At 56.3% G+C, this 15,354-nt stretch carries 13 protein-coding genes; 8 read left to right on the top strand and 5 right to left on the bottom strand.

The features are described 5' to 3' along the window. Positions 1-8 precede the first annotated feature (8 nt). Positions 9-1,346: a D-serine transporter DsdX gene (gene dsdX / locus AB4K05_RS13670; RefSeq protein ID WP_368480499.1), complete on the bottom strand. Its 1,338-nt coding sequence runs from the start codon at positions 1,344-1,346 to the stop codon at positions 9-11. A 231-nt stretch (positions 1,347-1,577) separates the two neighbouring features. On the opposite strand from dsdX, the gene dsdC reads away from it, so the two are divergent. Further along, positions 1,578-2,504, top strand: a complete 927-nt coding sequence (dsdC, locus tag AB4K05_RS13665) for a DNA-binding transcriptional regulator DsdC (RefSeq protein WP_368480498.1) — start codon at positions 1,578-1,580, stop codon at positions 2,502-2,504. Between the two features lie 110 nt (positions 2,505-2,614). Here dsdC and emrD read toward each other — a convergent pair whose 3' ends face one another. Together emrD and AB4K05_RS13655 are read right to left on the bottom strand one after the other, a co-directional pair. After that, positions 2,615-3,799 (bottom strand): multidrug efflux MFS transporter EmrD, encoded by a 1,185-nt coding sequence (emrD, locus tag AB4K05_RS13660; RefSeq protein ID WP_368480497.1) that lies wholly within the window; start codon positions 3,797-3,799, stop codon positions 2,615-2,617. Positions 3,800-3,976: 177 nt separating this feature from the next. After that, positions 3,977-4,810 carry an EamA family transporter gene (locus tag AB4K05_RS13655; RefSeq protein WP_368480496.1) on the bottom strand — a complete coding sequence of 278 codons (834 nt, stop codon included), beginning with the start codon at positions 4,808-4,810 and terminating at the stop codon, positions 3,977-3,979. 222 nt (positions 4,811-5,032) lie between these two features. Between AB4K05_RS13655 and ivbL the strand changes: the two genes are divergently transcribed. From ivbL to uhpT, 7 genes are all read left to right on the top strand, one after another. Next, positions 5,033-5,131, top strand: coding sequence for an ilvB operon leader peptide IvbL (ivbL, locus tag AB4K05_RS13650; RefSeq protein ID WP_368480495.1), 99 nt, complete (start codon positions 5,033-5,035; stop codon positions 5,129-5,131). A gap of 104 nt (positions 5,132-5,235) precedes the next feature. Next, positions 5,236-6,924 (top strand): acetolactate synthase large subunit, encoded by a 1,689-nt coding sequence (gene ilvB, locus AB4K05_RS13645; RefSeq protein ID WP_368480494.1) that lies wholly within the window; start codon positions 5,236-5,238, stop codon positions 6,922-6,924. A gap of 3 nt (positions 6,925-6,927) precedes the next feature. After that, on the top strand, positions 6,928-7,218 hold the full coding sequence (ilvN, locus tag AB4K05_RS13640; protein WP_052284620.1) for an acetolactate synthase small subunit: 291 nt from the start codon (positions 6,928-6,930) through the stop codon (positions 7,216-7,218). A gap of 154 nt (positions 7,219-7,372) precedes the next feature. Beyond that, positions 7,373-7,966: a transcriptional regulator UhpA gene (uhpA, locus tag AB4K05_RS13635; protein WP_368480493.1), complete on the top strand. Its 594-nt coding sequence runs from the start codon at positions 7,373-7,375 to the stop codon at positions 7,964-7,966. Then, on the top strand, positions 7,963-9,465 hold the full coding sequence (uhpB, locus tag AB4K05_RS13630) for a signal transduction histidine-protein kinase/phosphatase UhpB (RefSeq protein WP_368480492.1): 1,503 nt from the start codon (positions 7,963-7,965) through the stop codon (positions 9,463-9,465). The genes uhpA and uhpB overlap by 4 nt, the downstream gene beginning before the upstream one ends. Before the next feature lie 9 nt (positions 9,466-9,474). Then, positions 9,475-10,794 carry an MFS transporter gene (locus tag AB4K05_RS13625; RefSeq protein ID WP_368480491.1) on the top strand — a complete coding sequence of 440 codons (1,320 nt, stop codon included), beginning with the start codon at positions 9,475-9,477 and terminating at the stop codon, positions 10,792-10,794. Positions 10,795-10,940: 146 nt separating this feature from the next. After that, entirely contained in the window at positions 10,941-12,332 is a 1,392-nt protein-coding gene (gene uhpT / locus AB4K05_RS13620) for a hexose-6-phosphate:phosphate antiporter (protein WP_368480490.1), read from the top strand. Between the two features lie 164 nt (positions 12,333-12,496). Here the strand turns inward: uhpT and AB4K05_RS13615 are convergent, their stop codons facing one another. After that, complete coding sequence (locus tag AB4K05_RS13615) at positions 12,497-13,402, bottom strand: LysR family transcriptional regulator (protein ID WP_368480489.1); 906 nt, start codon at positions 13,400-13,402, stop codon at positions 12,497-12,499. Positions 13,403-13,409: 7 nt separating this feature from the next. Further along, complete coding sequence (adeD, locus tag AB4K05_RS13610; protein ID WP_368480488.1) at positions 13,410-15,203, bottom strand: adenine deaminase; 1,794 nt, start codon at positions 15,201-15,203, stop codon at positions 13,410-13,412. Between the last annotated feature and the right edge of the window lie 151 nt (positions 15,204-15,354).

Below are 15,354 nucleotides of genomic sequence, written 5' to 3'. Positions count from 1 at the left end.
CTTTGCGCTTAGATAATAAAGGAAAGCAGGAATGTGCAGGCCAGTGCAATGACGGACGCGATAAATGTCGCCGTCGTATAGTACTTAAATGTCTCATTCAGGGTGGCGCCGCAGTACTGCTTCACCAGCCAGAACAGGGAATCGGTGACGATCGTGCAGCCAATGGCGCCAGAACCGATGGCAATGGCAATGATCTCCGGGCTAACGTTGGGGTAGAGCGGCAGCATTGGGGCGACAATCGCCGTTGCGCCCATCATCGCCACCGTTGCTGAACCTACCGCCGCATGCAGAATGAGCGCCACCAGCCAGGCCAGCAGAATCGGGTGCATGTGCATATTCGACAGGATAAGCGCGAGGGTATCCGCCAGCCCGCTGCTTTTCAGGATAGCGTTGAATGCGCCGCCTGCGCCGATGATCAGCAGAATGTTAGCAATGGAGCCAAAACCATTTTCGGTATGGGTCAGCAGCGCGCCCATGCCAATGTGCTGACGTAGACCGAGAATGTAATAGGCCACGAAAACGGCAATAAACATCGCGGTTATCGGGTTACCAATAAACTCCAGCAGCGTATACACGGTGCCGCCTTTCGCCATGTTTAACTCGGCGACAGTTTTCACCAGCATCAGGCCAATCGGCAGTAGCACGGTAAACAACGTCGCGCTAAGCGACGGTAACGTGCTCTCATCGCGCACCTTTAGATCGGAAAACTCAGCCGGAACCGGCTTAAACGGCAGACGATTGCCGAGGAATTTCAGGTACAGCGGCCCGCCGATAAGCGATGCCATCAGGCCAACCAGCAAACCATAGACAATCACCGTGCCGATATCCGCGCCCAGCTTGTTCGCCACGAACAGGGCCGCCGGATGCGGCGGAACCACGCAGTGCACCGCCATCAGCGCTGTACACAGTGGAATCGCCAGCTTCAGTAATGAGGTATTGGTTTTTTTAGCAATTGAAAAGGCCAGCGGAATCAACAGCACCACGCCCACTTCAACAAACAGCGTGATGCCGCAAATCAGCCCGACGAGCACCATAATGACGTCCGCCGAAAGCCAGCGGCAGCGCTGTAGCGTGAGGCCGATGCGTTCCGCCGCGCCGGACACTTCCATCATTTTGCCAAGAATGGTCCCAAGGCCGATAACCGCAGCGAGGAAGCCCAGCGTACCGCCGATGCCGCTCTCAATGGCATTGACCATATCCAGCGGCCCCATGCCCATCATGGCACCCACGAAGAAGCTGGCGAGCAGCAGCGCCAGAAACGGGTGGAATTTGAATTTCACGATGGTCAAAACAATTAACACGATGCTTATCAGCAGTGTGCTCACAACCCAGATCTGAGAGTGCATAGCGCTCACCTTGCCCTGTGATTAACGTGGTGATATTGGACAAAAATAAGGCGGGTGCTGACAAACGATAAAAATCGACTTTCACATGAGGTAAATTGAATCAAATGAGTGATTAATGTCTGATTACGCCCTATTAATGCGACATGATTCACTCTGATTCATCTTTGGGCTGATTTTTGCCAAGGTTTTTTTTACACTCCGACGAGTGAAACTAGGATGGATGAGGTGCATATGGATCCCCTTCGCGAGGTCAGAAATCGTCTGCTTAACGGCTGGCAGCTGTCAAAACTGTATACTTTTGAAGTGGCGGCTAGGCATCAGTCGTTCGCGATGGCGGCAGATGAACTGTCCTTAAGCCCCAGCGCCGTCAGTCACCGTATTAATCAGCTTGAAGAAGAACTGGGTATCCAGCTGTTTGTCCGTTCGCACCGCAAAGTGGAACTGACTCACGAAGGCAAACGGGTGTTCTGGGCGCTGAAATCGTCGCTGGATACGCTCAATCAGGAAATCCTCGATATCAAAAATCAGGAGCTATCCGGGACGCTTACCGTCTATTCCCGTCCTTCTATCGCTCAGTGCTGGCTGGTTCCGGCGTTGGGTGATTTTACCCGCCGCTACCCTTCAATTTCTCTGACCGTGCTGACAGGTAATGACAACGTGAATTTACAGCGCGCCGGGGTCGATTTGGCTATCTATTTTGATGATGCTCCCTCGGCGCAGCTGACGAATCATTTCCTGATGGATGAGGCCATTCTGCCCGTATGCAGCCCGGATTACGCGCGGCGCTATGACCTGAACGGCTCGCTTGGAAACCTCGCACACTGCACGTTACTGCATGACAGGCAGGCGTGGAGCAATGATTCGGGCACCGATGAGTGGCACAGCTGGTCGCAGCATTATGAGGTGAACTTGCCGACATCGTCGGGCATTGGCTTCGATCGTTCGGATTTGGCGGTGATTGCGGCAATGAACCATATTGGCGTGGCAATGGGACGCAAACGGCTGGTGCAAAAACGCCTCGATAGCGGGGAATTGGTGGCGCCATTTGGCGATATGGCGCTGAAATGTCACCAGCACTATTACATCACCACGCTGCCCGGCAGGCAGTGGCCGAAAATCGAGGCCTTTATTGGCTGGTTACAGGAACAGGTTAAATAGGCTGTGCTTAACCGTCTTATCGATTCACATTTATGCCGGGTGGCTACCCGGCCTACCTGAAATAGCCAACTTTGTAGGCCTGATAAGCGAAGCGCCATCAGGCAGCGGGTTTAAACCGCCTGCCCCTGGTGTGACATCCGTGATGCCAGCGGCAGCCAGCAGAGGAAAATCAGCAGCCCCATCAGCGTCATCAGTAGGCCAATGCTGGCCTGCCCGGTTTGCGGCATCATCGCTGACAGCCAAGCCAGCACGCCGGAACCGATATTTTGCAGCCCACCGACCAAAGCCCCGGCGGTACCGGCGAGGAACGGGAACGGCTCCATCGCGCCGCTGGTCGCCAGCGGGAACAGCATACCTGCGCCGAAGAAGAACAGCGCGGCGGGTACCAGTAGCGTCCAGATATTCATGACGCCAAGCAGGCCTGGGATCCACATCATCAGTCCCGCCAACAGGCAGCTAATCACCGACTGCCACATCATCGTCGAGAAGCGTTTGTTTGGACGCCCGGCAAACCACGCGCCGAAGAACGCCGCGGGAATCGGCAGAATAAACAGAATACTCACCGTCATGCTGCTGAGTCCCAGCACGCCGCCCATCAAGACGCCGGAGCTGGCTTCAAACACAGCAATCCCGGCCAGACCGCCTATTAGCATCAGTAGGAAACAGTTAAATCCGCCATTACCAAACAGGGTTTTATAGTTGCTGATAAGCCGCGTTTTCGGCGCCCCGGTTGGTCGGGTTTCCGGCATCCAACGTGCCATGCTGAAGGTTACGCCAGCGCACAGGACCAGCAGGAAACCATAGCAGGCTCGCCAGTTAATAAGCGTTTCCAGTACGCCACCAATGAGCGGCGCAAGCAGCGGGCTGACAAGAATCCCCATGTTGAGCAGGCTGTTAGCGTGGCGAAGCTGGCTACCTTCGTACAGGTCACGCGGTAGCGTACGAGCCATCACGCCGCCGACGCCGGTGCCCATTCCCTGCATTGCGCTGGCGGCAATCAGTACCGTCAGGCTGTGGGTGGATATCGCTATCAGCGTCGCAAACATAAAGATCGACATCCCGGCTAAGATCACAGGGCGACGGCCAACGCGGTCGGACAGCGGGCCGTAGAACAGTTGAGAAACGCCGTAGGTCAGCAGATAGGCTGCCATTACGCTCTGTACCGCGCCTTCGCGAACGTTGAGATCGCTCGCCATCTGCGCAATCGCTGGAATATAAATGGTTTGCGCCATCTGCCCAACGGCCACAAGTAACACCAGCATCGCCAGGATATTGACGTTTCTATCTCTTTTCATTTCGCTGATAACTTTATAAAAAATGGGTTTATAAGAATAAATGTCTAGATAATGCGCTAAATGCGAGGGGAATCTACCACAATGAGAAGACGATTCAACCATCCATCATGTAAATGAAATGTGTGATGCAGGCAGGATTTATACACGTTAAACGGCAACTAATGTTGCCAGTTTTTCTTAGGAGAGGCGCAGCAAAATGGCACCGCCAGCGATACCGCAGGCGGCGGCGAAACGAAGACCGGAAACGCGTTCTTTAAGCAGCAGCCAAGCGATGATGGCGCCGAACAAAATAGCGCTTTCGCGCAGTGCGGCAACCACTGCCAGCGGTGCCTGAGTCATTGCCCACAACGCCAGCCCGTAGGAGCCCATGGTGCCTAGCCCGCCTAACAAACCTTTCTTCCAGTTTTGCACCAGATAGCGTGACGCCTCGCGACGGCGGGCGATCATTGCCCAGCACAGTAGGCTGGAGCCGTTGAGGAAAAATGACCACAGCGTATAGCCGAAGGCGGTTCCTGACATCCGCACGCCGGTGCCGTCAATCAGCGTATATCCGGCAATCACGCAGGCGTTGAATAGCGCCAGCGCTACGCCAAGCCGCGAGCCGCCGTGACTGTTAAAAGACATCGCCAGAATGGCGGTACAGATCACTGCAATTCCGCACCACGCGAGCCAAGAGAGAGTGTCGCCGAGGAACAGCACGCTGACGATAGCGACCAGCAGCGGTGCCGTTCCGCGCATCAGCGGGTAGGTCTGACTCATATCTGAAATCTGATAGGTTTTCGCCACCAGCACGGTGTAAAGAACCTGCAGCACGGTAGATGCAATCAGAAAAGGAATACTGGCGTTTGATGGCGCAGGGGCGAAAGGCAACAGCACTAGCGCAATCAGTGCGGCGGAACCGGTCACACCGATGGCGGAGTAAAGCTTGTCGTTTCCCGCTTTGACGATAGCGTTCCAGGTTGCATGCAGCAGTGCGGCAAATAGCAAAATACAGAAAACAGAAAGCGTCATGATAATGCGTGGCTGAAGGGGATGTTGGCAAAACGTAACACAATGCCAAGGCGACGAACAACGCGAAAAAGCAGGGGGAAACGGCCGCTATCAAAGGATTTTCTTCTGACTGGCGAAACGTGATCCCTGACGCATTTTTACGCAGATGAAAATATTTCCATTGTCAGCCACAAAAAGCTGTGTTTGTATAAATTCACTTAACGAATACGAGATAGACCCTGAATGACTCCATCCATGATGACTTCGACCCTACTACAAACCGCGCTACCAGCCGCGGCGGTCGTCGTGCGTGTGGTGGTGGTCGTCGGCAATGCGCCGTAGGGTCAGGAACGCACACGATTCCAAACCCCGCCGGCGCAACCGGGCGGGGTTTTTAGTTTCTAGCCCCCTCCCGGATAGTCGGCCCAGAATAAAAGGACTGGAGCATGGCAATTTCGGGCACAACATCCAACACGAAGCGCTTTACCGGCGCGCAACTGATCGTTCATTTGCTGGAACGTCAGGGGATCACCATGGTCACCGGCATTCCTGGTGGTACGGTCCTTCCGCTGTACGACGCGTTAAGCCAAAGCTCTCAGATCCGCCACATTCTGGCACGACACGAGCAAGGGGCTGGTTTCATCGCCCAAGGCATGGCGCGTACCCACGGCAAACCGGCGGTATGTATGGCCTGTAGCGGCCCCGGCGCCACCAATCTGGTGACCGCTATTGCCGATGCGCGCCTCGACTCCATTCCTCTGGTGTGTATCACCGGTCAGGTAGCCTCCTCGTTAATTGGCACCGACGCGTTCCAGGAAGTCGACACCTACGGTATCTCTATCCCCATCACAAAACACAACTACTTAGTCCGTAACATCAATGAATTACCGCAAGTTATTGCTGATGCCTTCCGGATTGCGCAGTCGGGCCGACCAGGACCGGTGTGGATAGACATTCCTAAGGATGTGCAGACCGCCGAAATCGAGATTAGCGAATTGCCGGAACCGGGCGGCCGCGCGCCGACCCCGGAATTCAGCGCGCAAAGCGTCAGCGAAGCGGCGGCAATGATTAACGCCGCCGAGCGTCCGGTGCTCTATCTGGGTGGTGGGGTGATCAACGCCCCGCAGCGCGTACGCGAACTGGCGGAAAAAGCCAATCTGCCTACCACCATGACGCTGATGGCGCTGGGGATGCTGCCAAAAGCGCACCCGCTTTCCCTCGGTATGCTGGGGATGCACGGCGCGCGCAGTACCAACTTTATTCTGCAACAGTCTGATTTGCTGATTGTTTTAGGTGCCCGTTTTGATGACCGGGCAACCGGGAAAGTGGCTGAGTTCTGCCCGAACGCGAAGATTATCCATGTCGATATCGACCGCGCTGAACTGGGGAAAATTAAGCAGGCTCACGTCGCGATTCAGGCGGACGTTGATGATGTGCTGGCGCAACTGCTGCCGTTGATTGACGCGCAGACGCGTGACGACTGGCGCGGCACGGTTGCCGGGTTGCAGCAGGAGTTTCCGGGCGCGATCCCAGAAGCGGGTGACCCGCTCAGCCATTACGGGCTGATCAACGCCGTGGCGGCCTGCGTGGACGACAATGCCATCATCACCACCGACGTAGGTCAGCATCAAATGTGGACGGCGCAGGCGTACCCGCTGAACCGTCCGCGTCAGTGGCTGACTTCCGGCGGCCTCGGCACCATGGGCTTTGGCCTGCCGGCGGCAATTGGCGCGGCGCTGGCGAATCCGGATAAAAAAGTGCTGTGTTTCTCCGGCGACGGCAGCCTGATGATGAACATTCAGGAGATGGCGACGGTGGCAGAAAACCAACTGGACGTGAAAATTATCCTGATGAACAACGAAGCGCTGGGGCTGGTGCATCAGCAGCAAAGCCTGTTCTACCCGCAGGGCGTATTTGCCGCCACTTATCCGGGTATGATTAACTTTATGCAGATTGCCGCCGGTTTTGGTCTTGATACCTGCGACTTAAACAATGAAGCGGACCCGCAGGCTGCGCTGCAGGCGATTATCAACCGCCCAGGACCTGCGCTGATTCATGTGCGCATCGACGCGCAGCAGAAAGTGTATCCGATGGTGCCGCCGGGTGCGGCGAATACAGAAATGGTGGGGGAATAAGCCATGCAACAACAAACACATGACAACGTTATTCTGGAACTCACCGTGCGCAACCACCCCGGCGTTATGACCCACGTCTGCGGGCTTTTCGCCCGTCGTGCGTTCAACGTCGAAGGCATTCTCTGTCTACCGATTCATGGCAGCGACCACAGCCGCATCTGGCTATTGGTCAACGATGACCAGCGGCTAGAACAGATGATGAGCCAGATAGACAAGCTGGAAGACGTGGTGAAAGTGGCGCGTAACCAGTCAGACCCGTCGATGTTTAACAAAATTACCGTCTTCTTCGAGTAATCCGCTCAAGGCTTGAACACTTGGGCGCTTATCGTTAAGGTAAGCGCCTTTGCCGGATGGCGGCGTAAACGCCTTATCCGGCCTACAACGGCATTCGCCTGTAGGCCTGATAAGCGCAGCGCCATCAGGCGTTTCCCAGCCCCAGGACAAACCCATGATCACCCTAGCCCTTATCGACGACCACACTATCGTTCGCTCCGGCTTTGCCCAACTGCTCGGCCTTGAGCCTGATTTTCAGGTGGTCGCCGAGTTTGGTTCCGGGCGCGAGGCGCTGGCGGGGCTACCGGGGCGGGGCGTACAGGTGTGCATCTGTGATATTTCAATGCCTGACATCTCCGGTCTTGAGCTATTAAGCCAGTTGCCTAAAGGCATGGCGATTATCATGCTTTCCGTTCACGACAGCCCTGCGCTGGTCGAACAGGCATTGAACGCGGGTGCCCGCGGTTTTCTCTCCAAACGCTGTAGCCCTGATGAGCTGATTGCGGCGGTGCATACGGTGGCGACCGGCGGCTGTTACTTAACGCCGGATATTGCCGTTAAGCTGGCGGCGGGCCGCCAAGACCCGCTAACCAAACGCGAACGCCAGGTGGCCGAAAAACTGGCTCAGGGGATGGCGGTGAAAGAAATTGCCGCCGAACTGGAGCTATCGCCCAAAACGGTGCACGTGCATCGCGCCAACCTGATGGAAAAGCTGGGCGTCAGCAACGATGTTGAGCTGGCCCGCCGGATGTTCGACGGCTGGCAATGAAAACGCTTCTCTCCCGCCTGATTACCGTCGCCGCCTGCTTTTTCATTTTCTCGGCGGCATGGTTTTGCTTGTGGAGCATCAGCCTGCACTTGGTTGAGCGCCCCGATCTGGCGGTGCTGCTGTTTCCCTTCGGCCTGCGTCTGGGATTGATGCTGCAATGTCCCCGTGGCTACTGGCCGGTCTTGCTGGGCGCAGAGTGGCTGCTGATTTACTGGTTGGCGCGGGAAGTGGCGTTGGCCCATTTCCCCCTTTTGATGATCGGTAGCTTCCTGACGTTGCTGCCGGTGATGCTGACTTCTCGCTATCGCCATCAGCGTGACTGGCGCACCCTGTTACTTCAAGGGGCGGCGCTCACGGCAGCGGCGCTGCTACAGTCATTGCCGTGGCTGGGACAGGGAGAAGAGGCGCTGAATGCGCTGCTGCTGACCCTGACCGGCGGGTTAACGATAGCCCCTATCTGCTTGGTATTCTGGCACTACCTGACCAGCACCACCTGGCTGCCGTTAGGCCCCGCGGTGGTATCGCAGCCGATCAACTGGCGCGGGCGGCATCTGGTCTGGTATCTGCTGTTATTCACCGTCAGCCTGTGGCTCCAGCTTGGCTTGCCGAATGAACTCTCACGCTTCACGCCATTTTGTTTGGCGCTGCCCATTATCGCGCTGGCCTGGCACTACGGCTGGCAAGGGGCGCTCATCGCCACCTTGATGAATGCGATTGCGCTGATTGCCAGCCAGACCTGGCACGATCATCCCGTCGATTTACTGCTCTCGCTGCTGGCGCAAAGTTTGACTGGCTTGCTGCTGGGGGCCGGTATTCAGCGCCTGCGCGAGCTAAACCAGTCGCTGCAAAGCGAGCTGGCGCGTAACCACCGGCTGGCGGAACGTCTGCTGGAAACCGAAGAGAGCGTGCGTCGCGACGTGGCGCGTGAACTGCACGACGATATCGGCCAGACCATCACCGCCATTCGCACCCAGGCGGGCATCATGCAGCGGTTGGCGCCGGAAAACGCCGGTGTGAAGCAGAGCGGGGCGCATATCGAGCAACTGTCGCTCGGTGTGTATGACTCCGTCCGCCGTCTGCTTGGGCGCTTACGCCCGCGACAGCTGGATGATTTGACGCTGGAGCAGGCCATCCGTTCGCTGCTGCGCGAAATGGAGCTGGAAAGTCGCGGCATCGTCAGCCATCTCGAATGGAATATCGACGAATCGGCGCTCAGCGAAAGTCAGCGGGTCACCCTTTTCCGCGTCTGTCAGGAAGGATTGAACAACATCGTGAAGCACGCCAGCGCCAGCGCGGTCACGCTACAAGGCTGGCTGCAGGATGAACGGTTGATGTTGGTGATTGAAGACGACGGCAGTGGCCTGCCGCCTGGCTCAAATCAGCAGGGCTTTGGCCTCACCGGCATGCGCGAGCGTGTGACGGCGCTCGGCGGCTCGCTCACCATTTCCTGTATGCACGGCACGCGCGTCAGCGTGTCGCTGCCGCAACGCTACGTGTAAGGAACGGCGATGTTTCAGTTTTTCAAAGCGCCAGCCAACGCGCCGCTCATTGCCGACAAAGGCGAAGTGGATGCCCGCTATCGTTACTGGCGGCGGCATATTCTGCTGACCATCTGGCTGGGCTATGCGCTGTTCTATTTTACCCGCAAAAGCTTTAACGCCGCGGTGCCGGAAATTCTCGCCAGCGGCGTTCTCACCCGCAGTGATATTGGCCTGTTGGCGACGCTATTTTATATCACCTATGGCCTGTCGAAATTCTTCTCCGGTATCGTTAGCGACCGTTCCAACGCCCGCTATTTTATGGGGCTGGGGCTTATCGCCACCGGGGTGGTGAACATTCTTTTTGGCTTTTCAACTTCGCTTTGGGCCTTTGCGCTGCTATGGGCGCTGAACGCCTTTTTCCAAGGTTGGGGTTCGCCGGTGTGCGCCCGTCTATTGACCGCTTGGTATTCCCGCACCGAGCGTGGCGGCTGGTGGGCACTGTGGAATACCGCGCACAACGTTGGTGGGGCGCTGATTCCTATTGTCATGGCGGCGGCTGCGCTGCACTACGGTTGGCGTGCCGGGATGATGATTGCCGGCACGCTGGCCATCGTCGTGGGGCTGTTTCTGTGCTGGCGGCTGCGCGACCGACCGCAGGCAATCGGCCTGCCGCCGATAGGTGACTGGCGGCACGACGAGCTGGAAATTGCTCAGCAGCAGGAAGGCGCTGGGCTGACCCGCAAAGAAATTCTCACAAAATACGTGCTATTGAACCCGTATATCTGGCTGCTCTCGCTGTGCTACGTGCTGGTGTACGTAGTACGCGCGGCGATCAATGACTGGGGCAATCTGTACATGTCCGAGACGCTGGGCGTGGATTTGGTCACCGCCAATACCGCGGTGACGATGTTTGAAGTCGGCGGATTTATCGGCGCGCTGGTGGCGGGTTGGGGCTCGGATAAGCTGTTTAACGGCAATCGTGGGCCGATGAACCTGATTTTTGCCGCCGGGATTTTGCTTTCTGTCGGTTCGCTGTGGCTGATGCCGTTTGCCAGTTACGTGATGCAGGCGGCGTGTTTTTTCACCACCGGCTTCTTCGTCTTTGGCCCGCAAATGCTCATTGGTATGGCGGCGGCGGAGTGCTCGCATAAAGACGCGGCGGGGGCGGCAACCGGGTTTGTCGGGCTGTTTGCTTACCTTGGCGCATCGCTCTCCGGCTGGCCACTGGCGAAGGTGATGGAAGTTTGGCACTGGACCGGCTTTTTCGTGGTTATCGCCATTGCAGCGGGAATTTCTGCGCTGCTGCTGTTGCCATTCTTAAACGCTCAGGCCCCGCGCGAAGCGTGACCCGGCTCACCTTTCTACGCCGAATGACGTAAAACTAAGAAATTTTCCCGGTTTCACCTAGACGCTGTCTCAGGCATCTCTCCTAGCCGATTTTTACAATGCCTGCCATTCGCAGGTATAAAAATCAGCTCAGGAGTAACCCAATCATGCTGGCCTTCTTAAACCAGGTGCGCAAACCGACCCTGGATCTGCCGCTCGATGTGCGGCGCAAAATGTGGTTCAAGCCGTTCATGCAGTCCTATCTGGTAGTCTTCATTGGCTACCTGACCATGTATCTGATCCGCAAAAACTTTAACATCGCGCAGAACGACATGATCACCACCTACGGGCTGAGCATGACGCAGCTGGGGATGATTGGCCTGGGCTTCTCTATCACCTACGGCGTGGGTAAAACGCTGGTTTCCTATTACGCTGACGGTAAAAATACCAAGCAGTTCCTGCCGTTTATGCTGATCCTTTCCGCTATCTGTATGCTCGGCTTTAGCGCCAGCATGGGCGCGGGGTCAACCAGCCTGTTCCTGATGATTGCCTTTTACGCGCTGAGTGGTTTCTTCCAGAGCACCGGCGGTTCGTGCAGTTACTCCACCATCACCAAATGGACGCCACGACGTAAACGTGGTTCTTACCTCGGCATGTGGAACATTTCCCACAACCTCGGCGGTGCCGGTGCTGCGGGCGTGGCGCTGTTTGGCGCAAACGTCCTGTTCGACGGCCACGTTATCGGCATGTTTATCTTCCCGTCGATTATTGCGCTGATTGTCGGCTTTATTGGTCTGCGCTACGGCAGCGACTCCCCAGAATCTTATGGACTTGGTAAGGCTGAAGAGCTGTTTGGCGAAGAGATCAGTGAAGAGGACAAAGAGACCGAAGACAACGATATGACCAAATGGCAGATCTTTGTTGAGTATGTGCTGAAAAACAAAGTTATCTGGCTGCTGTGCTTCTCCAACATCTTCCTGTACGTGGTGCGTATTGGTATCGATCAGTGGTCTACCGTCTACGCTTTCCAAGAGCTGAAGCTTTCTAAAGAAGTGGCGATTCAGGGCTTTACCCTGTTCGAAGTGGGTGCGCTGGTCGGCACGCTGCTGTGGGGCTGGCTGTCAGATCTGGCGAACGGTCGTCGTGCGCTGGTGGCCTGCGTCGCGCTGGCATTAATCATCGCAACGTTGGGCATTTACCAGCACGCTAGCAACCAGTACGTTTACCTAGCGTCACTGTTTATCCTTGGCTTCTTGGTGTTTGGTCCACAGCTGTTAATCGGCGTGGCTGCGGTTGGCTTTGTGCCGAAAAAAGCGATCGGCGCGGCCGATGGTATTAAAGGCACCTTTGCTTATCTGATTGGTGACAGCTTTGCCAAGCTGGGCCTCGGGATGATTGCCGACGGTACGCCAATCTTTGGTCTGACCGGCTGGGCGGGTACCTTTGCCGCACTCGATGCAGCCGCTATCGCCTGTATTTGCCTGATGGCCATCGTGGCTATCTTCGAAGAACGTAAAATTCGCCGCGAAAAGAAAGTTCAGCAGTTAAAAGCTGCTTGAGTATGTTGTAAGTCACGCTTGCCCGGCTAATATGCCGGGCTTTTTTATAGAACGGTAGGCCGGATAAGGCTTTTACGCCGCCATCCGGCAAGCTGCGATATGTTGCCGGATGGCGCTTCGCTTATCCGGCCTACGGCGGGAATGCGGCTCTGCAACGGCCTTTTTTATGCCTGACGCTGGCTGGTTTCGTGAAGCAGTTCGCGCAGCCACTGCTGCGCCGCATCGCGATGGGTGCGATCGTGCCAAGCCATGCTCTTAGTAAAACCGTTAATTGCCACCGGCGGTTCCTGTACGCAAATCGTGGTGTGCGAACAGGCTAGGCGGGCGGGGACAACGGCAATCATCTCGCTCACCGCCAACACTTCCGGTAGCACCAGAAAGCTGCTAACCGATAGCCCAACTCGGCGTGTGCGCCCAAGCTTCGCGAGCGCGTCGTCGGTGACGCCCCAGAAACTTTCTCCTTCGTAAGAGACCAGAATATGCTCCAACGAACAGAACTGCTCGAGCGTCAGCGGACGCTGGGCATCCGGGTGGTCGGCACGCAGCATGCAGACATAGCTTTCCTCATACAGCGTGCGGCTGTGCAGATCGCCCGGGGTGGTATTTGGCGTGAGTAGCGCAAGATCGATTTTCCCCTGCTCAAATTGGCCGCTTAATCTTTCCGGCTCTACGGGGATCACCCGCACGCGAATGCCTGGTGCTCGCACTTTCAGGGCCGCAATAAACGGCACCACCACTGCTTTTAAGGCGTAATCGGTGGCGGCGAGGGTGAAGGTTAACTCCGCCGTGAGCGGCTCGAACAGCGCGGGCTGTAGCAGCGTATTAATCTCGCTTAGAATTCGCTTCACCGTCGGCGCGAGCTGCTGCGCGCGCAGCGTGGGCACCATGCCGTGCGGCGCGCGGATAAACAAAGGGTCATCAAAGTTATCGCGCAGCCGGGTCAGCATGCCGCTTACGGCGGGCTGGGTGAGCGACAATCGCGCCGCCGCTCGTGTGACGCTGCGTTCATCGAGCAGCGCATCCAGCGTTTTCAGCAGGTTGAGGTCGAGCGTGCGGATATCCGTTTTCATCGCCTTTTTACTCTCTGGGTTCGGTTATCTGACGGGCGTCAGCGATCTCCTGAGAGGTAAATGTAAACGTTTCGCCATCAAAAAGCCCCATGCTGGTGAGTTTTAATGCGGGAATTACCGGCAAAGAGAGAAAGGCCATCTGGATAAACGGCTCGTCGGGAAGCGGGCCACATTCACGACCTGCCGCTTTGAGCGCATCTATCTGTACAGCCAGCGAATCGGCGGTATTGGTGCTCATCAGTCCGGCAATTGGTAACGGCAGATGGCTTTGCACTTTGCCATCGCGCGCGACGCATAGCCCCCCGCCATCGGCAATCACCTGATTCACCGCCAGCGCCATCTCTTCGGCGCTGCGACCGATAACCACAATATTATGGCTGTCGTGGCTCACGGTTGAAGCTAACGCGCCCTCTAAAAGTCCAAACCGTCCCAATAAACCACAGGCGGGAGGAAGCTGATGGCCGTAGCGGTCGAGCACCGCGATGTAGCAAACATCTTCGCGGTCAAAACCTTTTTCCGTATACAGCGTACTGCCAGCATGGGTGATCAGCTCGTTAGGGATAATATCAATCACTCGATAGCGCTGGCCTTGCGTGAAGTGCTGGGCGAAATCGTCGGCAGATACCGGCGTGCGGGCAATGGTGTTGCCATACGGCGGTGCGGTTTGCTCAAGCCTTGCGGGCTCTTGTGCTTGCAGCGTCGCGGCGTCAATCGGCTCGCCTTTGATAAAGACCTGCTGCACTGCCACGTTGCGAACATCGCTAAGCAGCACGATATCGGCCTGTTTTCCGGGGGCCAGCAGGCCGAGGTGATGGAGGTTAAAATGACGCGCGGCGGACCAACTGGCGACGCGGTAGGCGACGTGTGGCGGGGTATTGTGCTGTAAAATCAGCCGTCGGATCAGTGCGTCGATATGCCCTTCATGGGCAATTTCCCAAGGGTTGCGATCGTCGGTACACAGCATGCATTGCGGGCTGTTGAACGCGTTGAGCAAGGGGGCGAGCGCATTGAGGTTACGGGCAGCGGAGCCCTCGCGCATCATCAGCGCCATGCCAAGCTCGAGTTTGCGACGGCCTTCTTCCAGCAGATAGCTTTCATGGCAGTTTTCAACGCCGGCGGCAATATAGGCGTTCAGCGCTTTGCCGCTCAACCCCGGGCAGTGACCATCAATCGTCAACGAGCTGAATGCCGCGATTTTATCAAGCAGCGAATCCTGCCCGGAAACTACGCCGGGGTAATCCATCACTTCCGCCAACCCCGTTACCAGCGGGTGATCGCGCCATTTAACCATCTGCTCGAGGGGGAAAGATGCGCCGTTGACGTCGCAGCCCGCCAGCGCGGGAACACAGGAACTGACCTGCAAATACTGGTTTTGTTTTGACTGTTCGGCGCAGCGCACAAACCAGGCAAATCCGGCCTCGCCCATGACGTTGACGATTTCGTGCGGATCGCAGATGACGGTGGTCAATCCGCGCGGCAGCGTGGCGGTTTCAAACGTCACCGGCGTCATCATGCTGGATTCAATGTGCAGGTGCGCGTCGATAAAGCCGGGAACCGCCGTGGCGCCGTGCGCATCTACGCGCAGCCTGGCGGGTGCATCGGCATATTCGGCGCCGATACCAGCAATATACTTTCCCTTAACCACGATGGGGCCAGTGATTTCACCGCCGTTGATTAAATCCAGCAGCCGGACATTATCAATAATATAATCAGCAACGGCCTCTCCGCGAGAAACAGCCAGCAATTCCTGCTGCTCAACTCGGCTAATAGAATGAAATTTATGCTTAATAATATTATCCATATTTTTTCTCATTTTGATTTTATCAATTTGATTGTTATTTATTGAAAAATAAACCGCTAATTATTTTTAGTTTATCGATTAATGATGGTTTGCAATGTGACTGCAATCACTGAATCAGGGAGGGAAGTTAATTTAAAAGGAGTGGGTTATT

The sequence above is a fragment of the Kluyvera sp. STS39-E genome (assembly GCF_040932435.1).
Taxonomy (GTDB): Bacteria; Pseudomonadota; Gammaproteobacteria; order Enterobacterales; family Enterobacteriaceae; genus Kluyvera.
The sequence above is the reverse complement of the archived record's forward strand: the minus strand, read 5'-3'. Positions and strand labels throughout refer to the sequence as shown.